Annotated in this window: 9 protein-coding genes; 3 read left to right on the top strand and 6 right to left on the bottom strand. The window is 43.6% G+C overall.

What is annotated here, in order from left to right; translation table 11 throughout:
- Positions 1-152: 152 nt before the first annotated feature.
- Positions 153-1,817 (top strand): SGNH/GDSL hydrolase family protein, encoded by a 1,665-nt coding sequence (locus tag FOT42_RS11920; RefSeq protein ID WP_151890792.1) that lies wholly within the window; start codon positions 153-155, stop codon positions 1,815-1,817.
- A gap of 15 nt (positions 1,818-1,832) precedes the next feature.
- Here FOT42_RS11920 and FOT42_RS11915 read toward each other — a convergent pair whose 3' ends face one another.
- From FOT42_RS11915 to FOT42_RS11900, 5 genes are all read right to left on the bottom strand, one after another.
- Positions 1,833-2,192, bottom strand: a complete 360-nt coding sequence (locus FOT42_RS11915; RefSeq protein WP_151890791.1) for a hypothetical protein — start codon at positions 2,190-2,192, stop codon at positions 1,833-1,835.
- Positions 2,192-2,341 (bottom strand): DUF5989 family protein, encoded by a 150-nt coding sequence (locus tag FOT42_RS18340; RefSeq protein ID WP_220113944.1) that lies wholly within the window; start codon positions 2,339-2,341, stop codon positions 2,192-2,194. The genes FOT42_RS11915 and FOT42_RS18340 overlap by 1 nt, the downstream gene beginning before the upstream one ends.
- Entirely contained in the window at positions 2,341-4,140 is a 1,800-nt protein-coding gene (locus FOT42_RS11910) for a carbamoyltransferase family protein (RefSeq protein WP_151890790.1), read from the bottom strand. Before FOT42_RS11910 ends, FOT42_RS18340 begins: the two co-directional genes overlap by 1 nt.
- A 180-nt stretch (positions 4,141-4,320) precedes the next feature.
- Positions 4,321-6,264, bottom strand: coding sequence for a RagB/SusD family nutrient uptake outer membrane protein (locus tag FOT42_RS11905; RefSeq protein ID WP_151890789.1), 1,944 nt, complete (start codon positions 6,262-6,264; stop codon positions 4,321-4,323).
- Between the two features lie 4 nt (positions 6,265-6,268).
- Positions 6,269-9,361, bottom strand: coding sequence for a SusC/RagA family TonB-linked outer membrane protein (locus FOT42_RS11900; protein WP_226789880.1), 3,093 nt, complete (start codon positions 9,359-9,361; stop codon positions 6,269-6,271).
- Between the two features lie 331 nt (positions 9,362-9,692).
- Here FOT42_RS11900 and FOT42_RS11895 point away from each other — a divergent pair, with 331 nt between their 5' ends.
- Complete coding sequence (locus FOT42_RS11895; RefSeq protein WP_226789879.1) at positions 9,693-10,832, top strand: glycoside hydrolase family 43 protein; 1,140 nt, start codon at positions 9,693-9,695, stop codon at positions 10,830-10,832.
- Positions 10,833-10,991: 159 nt separating this feature from the next.
- Here FOT42_RS11895 and FOT42_RS11890 read toward each other — a convergent pair whose 3' ends face one another.
- Positions 10,992-13,832 carry a helix-turn-helix and ligand-binding sensor domain-containing protein gene (locus FOT42_RS11890; protein WP_226789878.1) on the bottom strand — a complete coding sequence of 947 codons (2,841 nt, stop codon included), beginning with the start codon at positions 13,830-13,832 and terminating at the stop codon, positions 10,992-10,994.
- Positions 13,833-14,217: 385 nt separating this feature from the next.
- Here FOT42_RS11890 and FOT42_RS11885 point away from each other — a divergent pair, with 385 nt between their 5' ends.
- The gene (locus FOT42_RS11885; protein WP_151890786.1) at positions 14,218-17,340 is read left to right on the top strand and encodes a SusC/RagA family TonB-linked outer membrane protein; all 3,123 of its coding nucleotides are present in this window, start codon (positions 14,218-14,220) and stop codon (positions 17,338-17,340) included.
- Position 17,341: the final 1 nt, after the last annotated feature.

Raw genomic sequence — 17,341 nt, 5'->3', positions numbered from 1 at the left:
TAATAAATTTAGAAAACGCAATCGATTGCGTATGAAATACGATACTTGTTTTGTTGAATCGATCCAAACCACAATTTCATTAACCTTATGTGTTTGTCGATTCATTCCGATTGTCCAAAAGTTTTGATTTTGAATACTAATACACTCTGGATTTGAAGAAAAAAATATTGTTTAGAATCATCGCTGCCGCACTTCCAATTATCCTGATTTTGTTGGTTGAGGTAGTTTTACGCCTCTTCGGATATGGGGAGGGATACCAGCTTTTCAATAGGGTGAGAGGGGAAAACGGGGTAGAGTATCTTGTTGTCAATCCCAATCTATCCAAAAAATACTTTAAGGACACTGATTTTAGAGCGGACAGTCAATTTGATCTGTTCCTACGGCAAAAAACCGACAGTACTTTTAGGGTGTTTGTCCAAGGAGCATCAACGGTGGTGGGGTATCCATTTTATCGGGGGGCCTCGTTTCCAAGGTTATTGAAGCATCGACTCTCCCGAACTTTTCCTGAGAAGAACGTTGAAGTGGTGAATACGGGAATCACCGCCGTCAATTCATATACCTTGTGGGATGTAACGGACAAGATCATAGATCAGAAGCCTGATTTGGTGATCATTTATGCCGGACACAATGAGTACTATGGTGCTTTGGGCGTGGGATCCTCAGCTTCGGTTGGGAGTCACCCCGTTTTGGTAAGGAGTTATTTAAAGCTCAAGAACCTTCGTTTTTTTCAACTGATTGAAAATGCACTAACGGGTTTGATGGGTACAGGTGCCCAAAATAAGAAATCGGTTACCGAGACCACTTTAATGGAGGTTATGGCCAAAGAGCAGGAAATTCCGTTGAATTCAGAAGCCTTTGTGGCAGGAATATCCCAATTTGAGGGTAATTTGAAACGAATTTTGGATAAATACGAACGTCATGGGATTCCAGTAATCCTTTCCACCTTGGTATCCAATGAAAAGGATGTAAAACCTTTTATCAGCGATGATCTGGACAAAGAAAACTTTGTTGAATCAATAGAAGAAAACAAATCGGAGGTGCATGAATTGGCACAGAATAATGCAGATGCCGCCTACATTTTGGGACAACACTATCTGGAGCGGAACCCAGATTCCGCCAAAAAGTACCTGCACCTGGCCAAAGAACTGGACCTGCTTCGGTTTCGGGCTCCGGAGAAAATCAATGAAGTGATTATGGGGCAGGCCCATGAGCGCAAACTACCTTTGGTAGACATGAAGAACATATTTGAGTCAAAGGTACCCAATGGGATTCTAGGCGATGAATTGGTGGCCGAGCATGTGCACCCCAATGTGGAAGGTTATTTTGTAATGGCAGATGCTTTTTATGAGAAGGTAAAAGCATTGAACCTATTGGAAGATTGGGAACATTATGTGCCTTATGAAGAGGCCTTTGATGATATTCCAGTGACCCAAATCGATTCGCTCAAAGGGAAATTGGCGGTGGAAATCCTTAAACAGTCATGGCCTTATGATTTGAGCATGTCCGGAACCAAACCGGTCGGGTACAATTATGTGACCCAAAACCCAACCTTTGAGGAAACAACCGCCATCAATCTACATAACCATCAGGAACAATGGCAGTATCTTATTACACAGGCTTACCATAAATACAATGAGGACGGAGACTACAAAAAAGCCCTTAAAGTGGCCCAGACCTTAATTTTTGAGTTCCCGGAGCAGTTTAAAGTATATGAAATGGCAGGGGAGATGTGCCAGAAATTAGGGGACGATGCCTATGCGGAATATTACTTTAAGAAAAGCCGGTACCTTAAGAGCATGAAAGCTTCACTGGAGTAAATCTTACTCTGACACTTACCAAGGATTGTCGATGTCTTTGCTGGAATAGTGGTGGTTACGTGGATGAAAATAAGTGTTCCCGTTTGTTTTGCGTCGAATCTGATTGTTGCCAAACCAGCGTTGTAAGAACGCCAAGGGAATCAAAATAAAATGGAAGATGATGAACATCAACACAAAGTTCATCACAATGCCCAGATAATGTGAGAAGCCCAGCCATATTTTGGCAATGGCCATTGAAACACTCTTGGAGATAATGCCAATGGCCAAAAAAGCAATGGCGACATACTCCAGCCAGTCCACATTCAGCCATAGCGAGATTATGAGCGATGCCAGCGCCAAAACAAGGATGGTCTCAAAAGCTTTTTCCCGAGTCATTAAAATAGGGTATAAATAAAGGGTGCCAATGCGGAACTACTGGTTAAAAAAATAAGTATGCCAAATAGCACAAATATGATGATCAGGGGCACCAACCACCACTTTTTGCGCTCTTTTAGAAATAGAAAGAATTCTTTTAAAAACTCCATTATTTTTCAATTACATAATTTTCCAAAACCAAAATATCCATGCCTGAGTTGATGAAACATTGGTAAGCATCTTCTGGCGTGTTTACAATAGGCTCATCCTTAACATTAAAGCTGGTGTTGATGAGCACTCCGTTCCCCGTTAAATTTTTAAAGGCCTGTAGTAAACTCCAAAATGTGGGGTTGACTTCCTTTTTCACCACCTGTACCCTGGCTGAACAATCCACGTGGGTAATGGCGGGCAAACTGGATTTAGGGGTTCTACGCTTTTCTTCCAGACTAAGTTCGTCAAAATTTTTGGGTAGGGGTATTCTTAGGGACTCCTTTACGGGATTTGTGAACAGCATATATGCTGAATGTTTACCTGGCTCAAAATAGGTGTCATAATCCTCTTCACAAACCGCAGGGGCAAAAGGCCGAAAACTTTCCCTAAACTTTATTTTTAGGTTGAGCTTGGATTGCATTTCAGGGTCTGTTGGGTCTGCAAGGATGCTCCGATTGCCCAGCGCCCTTGGACCAAATTCTGTGCGCCCCCTGAACCATCCCACCACTTTTTTATCGCCGATATGTTGTGCGGTTAGTTGTAGAAGTTCATCGGTCGATTTAAAATGTTGATGGGAGCATTTGTGTTTGCGCAACAATCGTTCTATTTCTAAATTGGAATAACATGGGCCCACATAGGGGTTGAACGCTTTTTTATATCCAGTGAAGTTCAAATCTTGTTTTAAATGGGCAGTGGCCAATGCTGCCCCAATGGCCCCTCCGGCATCACCTGCAGCGGGCTGTACATAAACATCCTTAAAAATGTTTTCATTGAATATTGCCGAATTTGCAACACAGTTCAGGGCAACCCCTCCGGCCAAGCACAAATAGTCTGCTTGTGTTTCCTTTTTGATGTGATGGGCCAGCTTAAGGACGATTTCTTCCAAAACCTTTTGCGCCGCAAAAGCCAAATCGGCATGCATTTGCGTTAAAGGCTCATCGGTTGTTCTTTTTTTGAATCCGAAGAGGGTTTCCCATTTTTTTGGATTGACCATCCATAAACCAACGGGATATTCAAAATAGTCCATGTTCAGTTTGATGGAACCATCGGCTTTGATGTCCACCAATTTTTCTTGGATAATGGCAACAAAATTTTGCGCAGCTTTGGAGTTGTGGTTACTGTAGGGGGCAAGGCCCATCATTTTGTATTCCCCGGAATTCACTTTAAATCCCAAGAAATAGGTGAAGGATGAATAAAATAGCCCCAACGAATCTGGAAAATGGAGTTCTCCCAGTACTTCAATTCCTTTGTCACCAGAAGCCAGCCCGTATGAAGTTGTTGTCCATTCACCAACCCCATCTACGGTCAAAAATGCACTTTTGGGAAATGGAGAGGTGTAAAAAGCACTGGCTGCATGGGATAAATGGTGCTCTGGAAATACAATGGAAATTTTTTGTGCATGTGGTCCGCCGATTTTTTTCAGTTGTTTTCGGATTACTTGTTTTGTAAAGAGCTTTTCCTTCAACCAAACGGGCATTGCCATGGCAAATGATCTGAAGCCTTTGGGTGCAAATGCGTAGTAGGTTTCCAGAAGCCGTTCAAATTTTAGGAAGGGCTTATCATAGAATGCTACGTAATCGAGGTCTTCAAGGGCATATCCAGATTCGGCCAGGCAAAATTGAATGGCTTCCGCAGGAAAGGAAGCATCATTTTTTATCCTTGAAAACCGTTCTTCCTGGGCAGCATACCTTACTTCGCCATCCACAATTAAGGCAGCGGCAGCGTCGTGATAGTAGGCAGATATTCCAAGAATCTTCATTTAAATAAAGGTATTCATTATTACAAGAAGGTCTTTGGTGCAGGGATAAATTGTGTGGTTCGTTTGCTGCCCATTGCCCTCCATAATCAAAGGAGGCTGTCTTTTGGGACAGCCTCCTTCTTTACGCAACTAAAATAACTAACTCAAACTAATTATATGAAATTTACTCAATTACTATTCTTAATATCCAGGATTTTGGTATGTGGCTTTTTCGGCATCGGTCATATCCAAATTGTCTATTTGACCTTGTGGTATAGGCCTTAAGTAATGATAAGGCTGGATTTCCCGTGATATGGTGGTCGCAGGGCCATGATCTGTTGCAATGATACTTGCCACAATTTCAAATGATCCAGCAATTTCACTCCATTTTTGGGTACGTACCAGATCATACCATCTGATACTTTCACCAAAATACTCACGTGAACGCTCAGCCAAGATATAATCGATATCAATGGTCATGGGAGTGGCAGCCACCATTGCGGCACTGTTGTCTTCAATCCGCTCCTCTTGCTCTCCATTGTCAAATCTCCATTTACCCGCACGGGCACGAAGCACATTTATCAAATCCCTGGCACTCATTGTTCCGGATGCACCTTTTACGGCAGCTTCAGCAGCAATAAAATAGAACTCCGAAAACTTGGCTATGGGATAAGGGCGCGTATTTGGTACATTGGGCTGGCCCAGACCTCCTTCGTTATCGGTACGGAAGGGTCCTGTCTTCCATAAACCGGGATAAAACCTTCTATTGAATTCGTTTAAATTGATCACATAATCTGCTCTTCCCGGTAATACTCCACCACCAATATTGGCACCGTTTATGGGCGCTCCATTGTCTTCATACACCACAGCCGGATCATATTCATCCAAAAATGAGATGACAGCGTCGCCCGGTTCTATTTCCAAGCCGTTGGCACCAGTCAATGATGGGGTAGGATCGCCTCCTTGGTCCCAATTGCCTCGGTAACTGGTCGTAAAAGTACCATCGTAACGCGAATCTATATCCTTATCGGTAAAGTTCTCAGTCAAAGCGTTGATGGTAGGTGCCATACGGGTCCATGGTCTACCAAGGCTCTGAACGGATTGCCGTTGCACTGCAGGAACACCATCGACACTGATGGTGGTATAATTGGATGTCGCCATCCAAACTGCGGTGTTGGCACTGTTGGAAGTGGTCCCCCAACCTGTTACCGGCGCACCATTGAACTGTTCGTTATCCTGGGTACGGTCGGCATACAACATCATCTCCTCGTGTCGATCATTGGAGCCTTCGTGAACATCATAAAAATACTCCAACAAGCCGTAAGGGCCGGGATTTTGAATACCATCCATGGCCAAATCGTATGCCTCTTGAAAATAAAATGAAGCACCGTTACCATCGAGATCGTTTCTTGGAGCTTCGGGGTATGTGGGAATCCCTTCTGGATTCTCCAACCACCAGCCATAGGTCAAATACGCCTTGGCCAAAATGAGTCTGGCCACATTTTTGGTTACCGTACCGGTCAACCTCGGATTTTCAGGTAAATCGTTAACGGCCGTAACCAGATCGGGAAAAATGACTTTTGAATATACTTCAGGAACCGTGTTTCGTGTCGAAGTCCTCACCGCAGACCTATTGAATGCAAGTTCTCCAGACCCCAGATCCAATGGTACGCCTCCATAGGTCTGTACCAATAAGAAGTAATAAAATGCCCTAAAAAACCGTACTTCGGCAACAAGGGCAGGGTCCAATCCTACAGCTTCTGCATTTTCCAAAATACCATTGGCTGTGTTTATTGCTGGGAAACTCGAAAACCATACCCCAGCCGTTGCACCTTCATCTGATATAATCTGTCCTTCACCGGACAAGTCCACGTTTTTAAAATCACCCGTTGCAGACTCTGCCCAAGTATAATGGTCCGTACCGTTTTCCGTAGCGTTAAAGAAACCGTTGTTCCCATATATGTCCCTCATGGTTTCATATAAGAACACCACTCCGCCCTGAACACCAGTCTCTGACTGGAAAAAATCAGGGGTAAATTGTCCTCTAGGGTTCTCTTCTATAATTTCCTTTGTGCAGGAGCCCAATAAAAAGGCAACAGAAAGAACCGTAATCACTTTAGCTTTAAAATTAATTTTCACAGTCATTTTTTTAGAAAGTTACATTTAATCCAAATAAATAATTTCGTGTAGATGGTACGTTGGTACCAATAGTCGGGATATTACCGGAAATAAGACCTGCTGTATTTATATCCGCATTTTGCCGGACTCCGTCGTTGTTCACCCCGGAATTTGTTATTTCTGGATCCAATCCCGATGCATCGTTGAAATCGGAGAATAGTACAAATGGGTTTTGTACTGTGGCATATAGGTATAAATTTTTGGCTCCCATTGCCTTGATCACATTGGGGTCAAACCTATAGCCCAAGGTCATGGCACGTACTTTCAGGTAAGAGCCATCAAAATATCCCAAGGTACTACCATATTTTGGACGGTCTCCCCCTATGCCCCCTGGTGCAGGATATTTGGCATCTGTGTTGGTCGGGGTCCAATACTCCACGTTAAGGTTGTTTCCCCTACCATTTAGCCTCATGGTGTTACCGTTATTATTGTGTAGGGTGCTTACCAAAATACCTCCACTCTGAAAGGAACCCACCATGTTAAAATCAAAATTCTTGTAAGCCAAACGGGTATTGAACCCTCCTCGGAAATCTGGAGTTGGATCTATAACTACCCTGTCATCAGCATTGATTTGTCGAACAGGAGAACCATCCGGATTAAATTCCCCGGTATATCGAACCCGAATCATACCCAGATTACCGCCTGGTTCATATTGTTCTAGAAATTCAGCTCCTTCATCATCGGCATTCCACAATCCCAATCGTTCATGGTCAAAAATAACGCTAAGGGGTTGGCCTACGAACCAAAGGTTACCTACATCTTCTTGTTGACCTGATGCCAATTCCACAATCTCATTTCTGTTGGTATACAAGTTAACACCTATATCCCAGGTAAAATCCGAAGTTTGGATTGGGGTGGCATTCAGTGCTATTTCCACACCATTACTCTTTGTTTTACCCACATTGCTGGTTACGTTGCTTACACCAGAAGTACTTGGTAGGCCGAGGTTAAGCAGAATATTGTTGGTCTTGGTTTCATAATACTCGACCGTTCCTGAGAGTCGATTGTTGAACAGCCCAAAATCAATACCGTAATTATAGGTTTGCGAAAACTCCCATTTTAAATTTGGGTTGGGCAATTGGGTCACCACAAAACCATTTGAAAAGGTATCACCGAAATTATATGCAGGATTGGTGTCACCACCGTTTAGTCGTCCTTGAACTGAGAAAGGATCAATGGCCTGATTGGAGGTTTCTCCATAGCCCGCCCTTAATTTTAATTGGTTGATCGCATCAACATTATCCATAAAGGCTTCATTGGCAATGTTCCACCCCACGGATACCGCAGGATACGTATACCACTTGTTCCCGGGAGATAATCGGGAAGATCCATCTGAACGGATGGTAGCGGTAAGCAGGTAACGGTTGTCATATTCATACAACACCCTTCCCATCAAAGATAACAGCCCCCATTCTGTATAACCGGTATCGTAATCCATTACATCTTCCAATAAGGCTGAATCCGTATTGTACCATAAATCGTTTTCGTCCGGTATATTTTGAACCCGGATAAAGGAATTATCAAAATCATTTCCTTGAGCCGAGAAAAGCCCCACAAAATTCACTTTGTGCTTATTGGCAAAGATGCGGTCGAAAATCAATTGGTTCTCAACTACATAGTCCCGTGTAAGACTGGTACCGTAACTGGCCGAGTTAGGTTGATCCGGATTAAAACTAAAGACACCCTGTCCCGTAAAATCACCATCCCTGCTCGACCTTAGGTTAAGACCAATGTTGAGGCGGTACTTAAGGCCTTCAGCAATAAAGGGCATTTTAAGTTCACCGTAAATGTTGTTATAGGTACCGAAGTCCAATTGTTCGTTTGCTCTTCGTTTTCCTATTCGGCTGATTTCATTTCGCGAGGGGATAAATACTTGGTCTTGGCCATCCGTAAGTCTAACAGATTCCAAAAAGTTTCCATTTTCATCATAAGGACTTAAAAGCGGTGATGCGGTATACACCCCGGCTGGACCGACTATACTATTGGTAATACTATAGTTCATCACTGAGTTTACCCCATAGCGAAATAATTTGCCCACCTCTTGGTCCAATGAAAAACGTAGGGAATATCTTTGAAAAGAATCGCCAGGAACAGGAGAAGTCTCTTTAAAATAGCCCAAACCTACATTGTAGGTACCATTTTCAGTACCCCCTTGTACAGTGATATCATGCGCGGTTTGCATCGATGATCCAAACAATAAATCTTGCCAATCGGTATCATTATCAACACTTTCATCATTTCCTGTGGGCGTTCCTGTACCATTGGCAGCGGCAATCTCCCGTAATGTCAATAGTTGGGCCGTATTCATTACGGGAAGTTTGGCAAATACTTCCTTGGTGCCATAATAGGAATTGTAAGTGAATTGTGCCTTTTGCCCCTTTGTGCCTGACTTTGTTGTGATGATGATTACGCCATTGGCTCCCCTAGACCCATAAATTGCGGTGGCCGAGGCATCCTTTAAGATGTCCAAGCTCTCAATGTCGTTTTGGTTGATGTCACTCAGTCCCCCAGAAAAAGGAATACCATTTAATACAATAAGGGGGTCGTTTGAGGCAGTAAGCGAGCGTACACCACGAATTTGAATTTGTGGCGCAGCTCCCGGCCGCGTACTGGTAGAGGAAATATTTACACCAGCGGCACGTCCCACAAGGGCTTGGGTGAAGTTGGCACTTTGCACCTCGTTCAGGCTTTCGCCTTTAATGGAAACTACCGAACCCGTTACGGACTCCCTTCTTTGCGTTCCATAGCCGATTACGACTACCTCATCCAATTCTTGGGTGTCTTCTGCCAACTGGACACTTACTGTGGATCGACCATTGATCGCAACCGTTTGTGTTACGAATCCAAGATAGCGGAACTCCAACGTGGCATTGGAAGCCGCCTCAATTACGTAGTTCCCGTCAAAATCTGTTGTTGTTCCATTTGTCGTGTTTTGCACGATGATGCTAACCCCTGGAATAGGAGCGCCCGAAGTATCGGTGACGGAACCGGATACCTGTATGGTATTCTGGGCTAGCACAGTAGTGGTGGAAAGCACGAACAGCAAAAGGCTTGTCAAGTACAAAAACAAAGGTGTTGTCCCCCTGTTATTTGTGTGAACAGTTAATGGTTGTTTAGTCATGTTACTAAGTTTTTATTTTGTTTAGTTAATTCGTTCCATTATGACAAAAAAGTGTACATAATATTTAGAATGTGATAAATATACACATTATATTTGTTGACGCAATCGGTTGCGTAAAAAAATTTAAAATTGAGCTGAAAAATATTTGATAAGCCCTATTTATAGGGCTTAAACTATGGATATACAACTGAATAGGTTCCTTAAAAAGACTAAGCAAACGATTGCTATACCATATTAATGTGTATTTTTAACATTTAAATCCATACATTATCCTATGAAAAACACAATTTTCACCTGCAAAAACAACCCAACTCGATTTTATCTTCCAGGTATTTTGTCATTTTTACTGGTTTTGGCCGCCTCCTGTAAGCAACAAAAGAAAATGCCCGATGAGGTCGCTACGAATGATAGCATTGTGGCGGATACTATCGGGAGAACCCCAGATGTTGTATATACCCTAAGCTCCAAATTATATACCGCCGATCCTTCGGCCCATGTTTTTGAAGGGAAACTATATGTGTATCCCTCCCACGATTTTGAGTCAGGTATTCCGGAAGATGATCTGGGCAGTCACTTCAATATGGAGGATTACCATGTGTTTTCCATGGATAGTGTAGGGGGAGAGGTGACAGACCATGGATTGGCACTGCATATTGATGATGTGCCTTGGGCCGGAAGACAAATGTGGGCCCCCGATGCCGCCGAAAAGGAAGGGGAATACTTTTTATATTTTCCAGTGAAGGACAAAAAAGATATCTTTCACATTGGTGTGGCCAAAAGTGACTCGCCAGCAGGTCCCTTCAAGGCGTTGGATCTCCCTATCGAGGGAAGCTATAGTATGGACCCTGCGGTTTTTGAGGATACCGATGGCAGATATTATATGTATTTTGGAGGTATCTGGGGCGGACAGCTCCAACAATGGAAAGATGGTAAATACCTTGGTGAGGACCAATATCCTACAGATGATGAACCCGCCATCGCTCCCAAGATTGCCCTAATGAACGATGATATGGTCAGTTTTGCCGAAGAACCCAAGGATGTTCTTGTACTCGATAAAAATGGTGACCCCATCAAGGCTGGGGACAACGCCCGCAGGTTTTTTGAGGCAGCATGGGTGCACCGATACAATGACACCTATTATTTATCCTATTCCACAGGGGATACACACAACATCGCTTATGCGATTGCCGATAATCCCTATGGCCCGTTCACGTACCAAGGCGTGATCCTTGATCCCGTATTGGGTTGGACCAACCATCATTCCATAGTGGAATATCAGGGCAAGTGGTGGTTGTTTTTCCATGATAGCTCCATGTCGGGTGGAAAGACGCATTTGAGAAGTGTGAAAATGACCGAACTTATACATAATCCAGATGGGACCATACTCAGGATGAATGCTTTTGTGGAAAATTAAAAATGGATATCACGGGACCATGGACGTCCAGGGGATTTTAAACCAGAAAAATTTGCATAGGTTTGAAACGACTTTGGATGGTAGATCAAGATTGGACTCAATAAAGATATTTGGCATTTTTTGAGAAAGGCCACCATGCACTGAAAAACAATCGACCAATCAAATGTTCATCAAAAAACCGGAAAGGTTTTCTTTTCTGGATAGGCCGAGTTTTTTTCGTAGCCGATAGCGGGCCAATTCGACACCGCCATTGGATATGTTCATCACTTGGGCAATTTCCTTGGTGGACATGTTCATGAGCAGGTAGGTGGATAGATCCAGTTCCCTTGGCGAAATATGGGGGTATTTTTCCTTGAGTCTTTTCAAAAACTCAAAGTGTACATTTTTGATGTGTTTTTCAAGGTCTTTCCAACTGTTGCCACCAATTTCCTTTTGAATGTTTTTCTTCAAAGTGGTGAGTTGGGACTTGGTTTCCTCGTTCATGGACTCAATATCCATTTCCTTCAATTTTTGGACAATATTGCTCAAGGTCTTGTTCTTTTTTACCACTTGGAGCGAGTTGTTCACCAATTCTTTGTCCTTGGCCAAAATCTTGGTCTTTAGTTTTTCCTTATTGAGTTTTTGTATCTTTTTTTCCAGACGGTACTGCTCTATGCGTATTTTGGACTCCTTTTCCAGATATAACTTACGCTGCTCAATGGTCTCATAATATTTGTTCTTCCTGATTTTGGCCTGAACCTGTAACCTGATCAAATAAATGATCAGACAGCCCATAATAAAGTATCCGATATAGGCAAAGGGATGTCGGTACCATGGCGGACTCACGGTAAATGTCAGGGATGCAGGCTCCGATTCCACACCATAGCTGTTCTTTTCCTTTACCCTCATGGTATAGGTGCCTTCCCTGAGATTGGTATATTCCTTCAGGGCTTGTTTGGACCAAATGCTCCATTGTTTGTCAAAGGGTTCCAGTTGGTAGGAATACTGAATATTCTTGCCACTTTCAAAATCAGGGGATGAAAATGTAAAACTCACGTTATTGTTGGCATAGGGAAGTCCATATTCCATTTCTTTATGCTGGGGATTGCCCTGTACAATGGTTTGATCCCCATAGGAGAAACTTCGGATAAAGGCTTTGGGGCGGGCTATGTTTTCCTTGGAAAACTGGGAATCGTAATGCGCCAAGCCATTGATCAAGCCAATAAAAATATTGTTTGGATCGATCGTGTTCACCGATAGGTAGTTGAACACAAGGTTTCCCGTAAGATTGGAAAAGGGCTCTAGTACATTGGTGTATCCGGGGCCTTCCAATTTCATGAGCACCCCAATTTCATTGGATTGATCGTAGGTGTACCATAAATTTCCATGGGTATCTTTAGCTACGGAATTAATGGTAGGGAGCCCCTTGAAGAGCCCACTTAGTACCAAATCTTCTCGAAAGGCATCCAACTCTTTGGAATAACTATAGAAGTGGTTTTCAGAAACGAAATAAAGGGTGTTGTCTATTTTTTTAAGGGTATTGATGCCGGTGCCATCACCGTTTAAGGACGTGTGCCTTTTTTTTATGGATAAGGTCTGGAGGTCATCCGCCAATTCGAGCTGGTATAGGAACTGATCGCGAAGGAGCCAGACATAATCGGCATCCATTTCAAAATCCTTGGAAGAATTATAAAAACCATCCATCCTGTTCTGAAATTCAATACCTCTTGGACCCATCTTAAAAAGTGAGAAACCCCCATAGTTGGATCCCAAGATATATCCGGGAAGCCCAGGGATTTCCTTGAAACCAAAATAGCCTGTATGTCCCAATACCCGGCTCACCTTGTTACCGTTAATGACCAAGGCCCCTTTGTTGTTGGCGCAGATCAGTTCGCCCGCAATTACCTGTATGTTCCATGATTGGGTAGCGGTCCCTTCCACCAATCTGAAGGAATCGTCCTTAAAAGTCCCGTTCAATTTGTGATAGAATACACCTTGGTTGGTGGCCACGTAGAGGTTTTCGTTATGGACCACAGTGGCATATACGGAACTCAAATTCAGGCTGGAGCTGAAATAGGTAAAGGGTGAGTTGATGTTCAGGTAGGAAATCCCATTGTCCAGACCCAACCAAAGGTTGTTCGAATTATCTAAAAAGGAACTCAATACGGTATTGTTCTTTAGGCCTTTTTTTAAATCTATTTGTTGAACAACCCCACCTTTGGAATTGCAAATGACAATGCCTCCTAAAACCGAGTTGAGGACAAAGAGATCTTCATTGATCTTTACCCCGCCCAATGAACTGTTGTTTTTGATGAATTGATTTGCCTCAGTGTTCCAGGGGTATACATGTTGCCCATCATGGATAAAGAGGCCTGCTTCCAATGTGGCGATCAATAATGTATCGTCTTCCAGTGAAAAGATTCCCCAGATTTCATAGGAATTCAGTGAATTTGTCCCTGGTAAAGCGAACATTCTTCCATCCTTATACTCCAAGATTCCTTTGGTCACCTCTTGAAAGTAAAGCTTGTCTTCGGCCTTGTATGAAAACTGGAATCTGCCTTCCGCTGGCATTGGAGTAATTTTCTCATTTTTAAGTACATACACAGTTCCAAAAGACTGAAAAATGACCTCGTCCTGGAAAAGATGGATGTTCCAGATAAAATCAGTGGACCTGTATTTGGATTCCAAAATTTTAGGAATTAGGGAAACATAGGAAAGCCCACCATCTTCACTTGATTCAAAGTATCCAAACTCATTGTATGCCCCTACATAGATCCTTCCTGACGAGGGGTCGAACTTTACAGACCGTACATTGTTGGAGTTGGGTATTTTATAGGTTCGCCAAGTGGATCCATCAAATTGCAGCAACCCATTGTTATTGGCAAAATAGACATTGCCATTGGTATCTTGATCTATGTCCCAGTTTTGGGTGCCACTTTGATATTCTGTTTTTGTATAGTTCGTGATACTGGGCAATCCAATGCCCTTGACCTGACCCTGGACAGGGGATAGGTGCTGCAAAAAAACAAGAAACGCAAGGATGCATTTAAAGGTGAATTTTAGACTGTCTTCCTTGATTCTCCCTTCTAGATGGCAAAACGTAATAAATAGATAAAAAATTGATTTGAGACTACCCATAATTTCCCCTGATTGTGTCCATAAAGCGCAATTTATCCGTTTGTTGTGTTTTTTACAAAAAACATGAAATACAAGATAAGTATTATTTTGTTTTTAAAATATTGTAAAACAATGATATATAGTATTTTTTGATGTGTTTTTGTAAGATTTAAATTTAATGTTGATGTGTTTTTGTAGGGGAATTTTATTGTGGCATTGTCAAAATCTTGCCTATCATCGCTGAAAAATGCACATTTTTTTAACATTAATTAACTTAAACTAACAACACATGAAGCTAACAAAGTCATATGTATTATGTGCTTTATCTTTACTGTTTACCGTGCTCGTACAGGCACAGGACTCAACTGTCCGAGGCACGGTCAAGGATGAAAGTGGCGCCCCGCTTCCTGGGGCATCTGTAATTCTCAAAAACACATCCAGGGGTACCACCACGGATTTTGACGGGAATTTTGAAATAGGGGTTCCTTCGGATGGAACCTTGGTTTTCAGCTATGTTGGCTACACGCCAGCAGAAGAAACAATCGCGGGCAGATCTCAGATAGAGGTCACATTGCAACCTGATGTGAGCCTTCTGGATGAAATTGTCGTTGTAGGATACGGTACACAAAAGAAGAGCGTGGTCACAGGTGCCATATCCGGGGTAAAGGAAGGTGATCTTCAAGATCTCCCCATCAACCGGGTGGAGCAATCTTTGCAGGGAAGGGCATCGGGGATTACCATTGCGGCAAATTCTGGGCAACCGGGCGCAGCCTCTACCATACGGGTCAGAGGAATCACTACCCTGAACAACAACGAGCCTCTTTGGGTCGTGGATGGTGTCATCGTGGATGCGGGGGGGATAGGTTACCTTAATCAATCCGATGTTGCTTCCATTGAAGTATTGAAGGATGCCGCTTCTGCAGCCATTTACGGATCTAGGGCCGCGGCCGGGGTTATCCTTGTGACCACCAAAAGTGGGAAATCCGGGAAATTGTCTGTCAATTACAATGGCTATACAGGTATTTCGGCCCCTGCTAGAAAGTTGGATCTGCTCAATGCGGCCCAATATGCCACTTTACGAAACGAGGCCTCCGTGGCCGGTGGTGGTTCCATTCTTTTTCCAAATCCAGACTCCTATGGAAAGGGAACGGATTGGCAGGAACAAATTTTCAGCAATAGTGCCAAGCGGGAGAACCATGAGATTAGTGTAAGCGGTGGAACTGAAAAATCCACGTTTTATGCCTCTTTTGGTTACTTGGACCAAGAAGGTATTGTGGTTTCGGACATTTCCCATTACATCAGAAAGAATTTCCGGTTGAACTCCACCCATCAAATCAACGATTACATCAGGGTAGGCCAAACTTTTGGATATTCCAATGAGAAAAATGCCGCCATTGATGGAAACACCTTCTATGGTGGACCATTGTCCTCAGCGGTCAACTTGGACCCAATAACACCGGCCATTGAGACCGACCCGGCTGTTTTGGCAGGGGTTCCCTATGTGGATGGTACAGGGAGTTTGCGACCAGATCTTATTTTGGCCCCAAATGGATTTCCCTACGGTATTTCCACTTTGGTGGGACAAGAGATGACCAATCCCTTGGCCTTTACCAAAACAAGATTGGGCAACCATAGCTGGTCGGACAATTTTGTGGGCAACGCCTATGTTGAGGTGGAACCCATTGAAAATTTGAGGATACGGAGCACTTTTGGTGGAAAGTTGGCTTACTGGGGAGGGGAATCCTTCAATCCAGTTGCCTTTTTGACTTCTTCTTTTGTGACATCCCAAAATAGCCTGAGCAGAAACACCAACAAGGGGTTTGGCTGGAACATTGAAAATACTGCTTCCTACAACAAGGCCCTTGGGGGACACGATTTTACGGTGCTGTTGGGCCAAGGCGTGTATGTGGACAATATCACCGAAGGACAGTCCATCACCTATAACAACATTCCGGTCAACAATTACAAGGATGCATCTTTCAATTTTGACATTCCCACAGAACAGATCAATGCCAGTGCCTATACTGGGGTAATCCATAAGGTCACCTCGCTATTTGCAAGACTGAACTATGCCTTCCAAGAAAAATACCTGTTCACGGGCATTGTGCGACGGGACGGTTCAAGTCGTTTCGGGTCCAATAACAAGTTTGGGATATTCCCATCCTTTTCAGCGGGATGGGTAGCCAATAAGGAAAATTTTTGGCCAGAGAACAATATTGTGAACCAATTGAAGATCCGGGGAAGCTATGGCGTAACGGGTAGTGACCAGATAGGTGACTTTAAATACCTGTCCACCATAGGTGATGGTCGAAACTACGCAGTGGGAAACACAGGATCGGTGGTCATCGGAAACAGTCCCGATGCACCTGCAAACCCAGATTTGAAATGGGAAGAGACCAGCCAGACCAACATCGGGTTGGATGCAACGCTGTTCAACGGATTGAACGTCACCTTTGATTGGTATTATAAAAAAACCACGGGCATTCTTAGGGATGTGCCCCTTCCAGGGTATGTTGGAGCTACAGGAAGTCCGGCAGGCAACGTGGCCGATATGGAAAACAAGGGCGTGGACCTTGGGTTGAGCTATAACAAAAGTTTTGGAGATCTTAGATTTTCGTTGAGCGGCAATATGTCCACCGTACACAATGAGGTCACCTTTTTGGGAGAAGGTGTCGAGTTCTTATCAGGTGGTACTACGGTGCAGGCCAGTACCTTTCCCATTACCCGCACCCAAGTGGGACAGCCCGTCAATTCATTTTTTGGATTTGTGACCGATGGAATCTTCCAGAACCAAGCAGAGATAGATGCCTATGTGAATTCTGAAGGGCAGCCGATGCAGCCTGTGGCCAGACCTGGGGATTTCAGGTGGAAGGATGTCGATGGCGATGGATCGATTACGGACAATGACAGGGATTTCATAGGGAGTTCCATTCCCAAAGTGACCTTCGGTATCAACCTCAATGTAAATTATAAGAATTTTGACCTGCTCGTTTTCGCCCAAGGAGCCGCAGGAAACAAGATTTTCCAGGCCCTACGTCGATTGGATATTGGAAGTGCGAATTTCCAGACATCGGCTTTGGGCAGATGGTCCGGCGAAGGTTCGTCCAATACCTTCCCACGACTTACGACCAATGATACCAATAAGAACTTCACCAATCCCTCCGACTTCTATTTGGAAGATGGAGACTATTTGAGGTTCAAGACCATCCAGTTCGGGTATACCTTGCCACAAGATGTTTTGGGCAAAGTGGGTATTTCCAAGATACGATTGTATGTGACAGGGGAAAACCTGATCACGTTCACCAAGTATACTGGATTTGATCCCGAAATAGGGGGCAATGTATTTGGTATAGACAGAGGCTATTATCCACAGGCCAGAACGGGAATGTTGGGCATTAATCTACAATTTTAAA

This window comes from Flagellimonas hadalis (assembly GCF_007785775.2).
GTDB lineage: Bacteria > Bacteroidota > Bacteroidia > Flavobacteriales > Flavobacteriaceae > Flagellimonas > Flagellimonas hadalis.
This window is presented reverse-complemented; position numbering and strand designations above follow the sequence as displayed.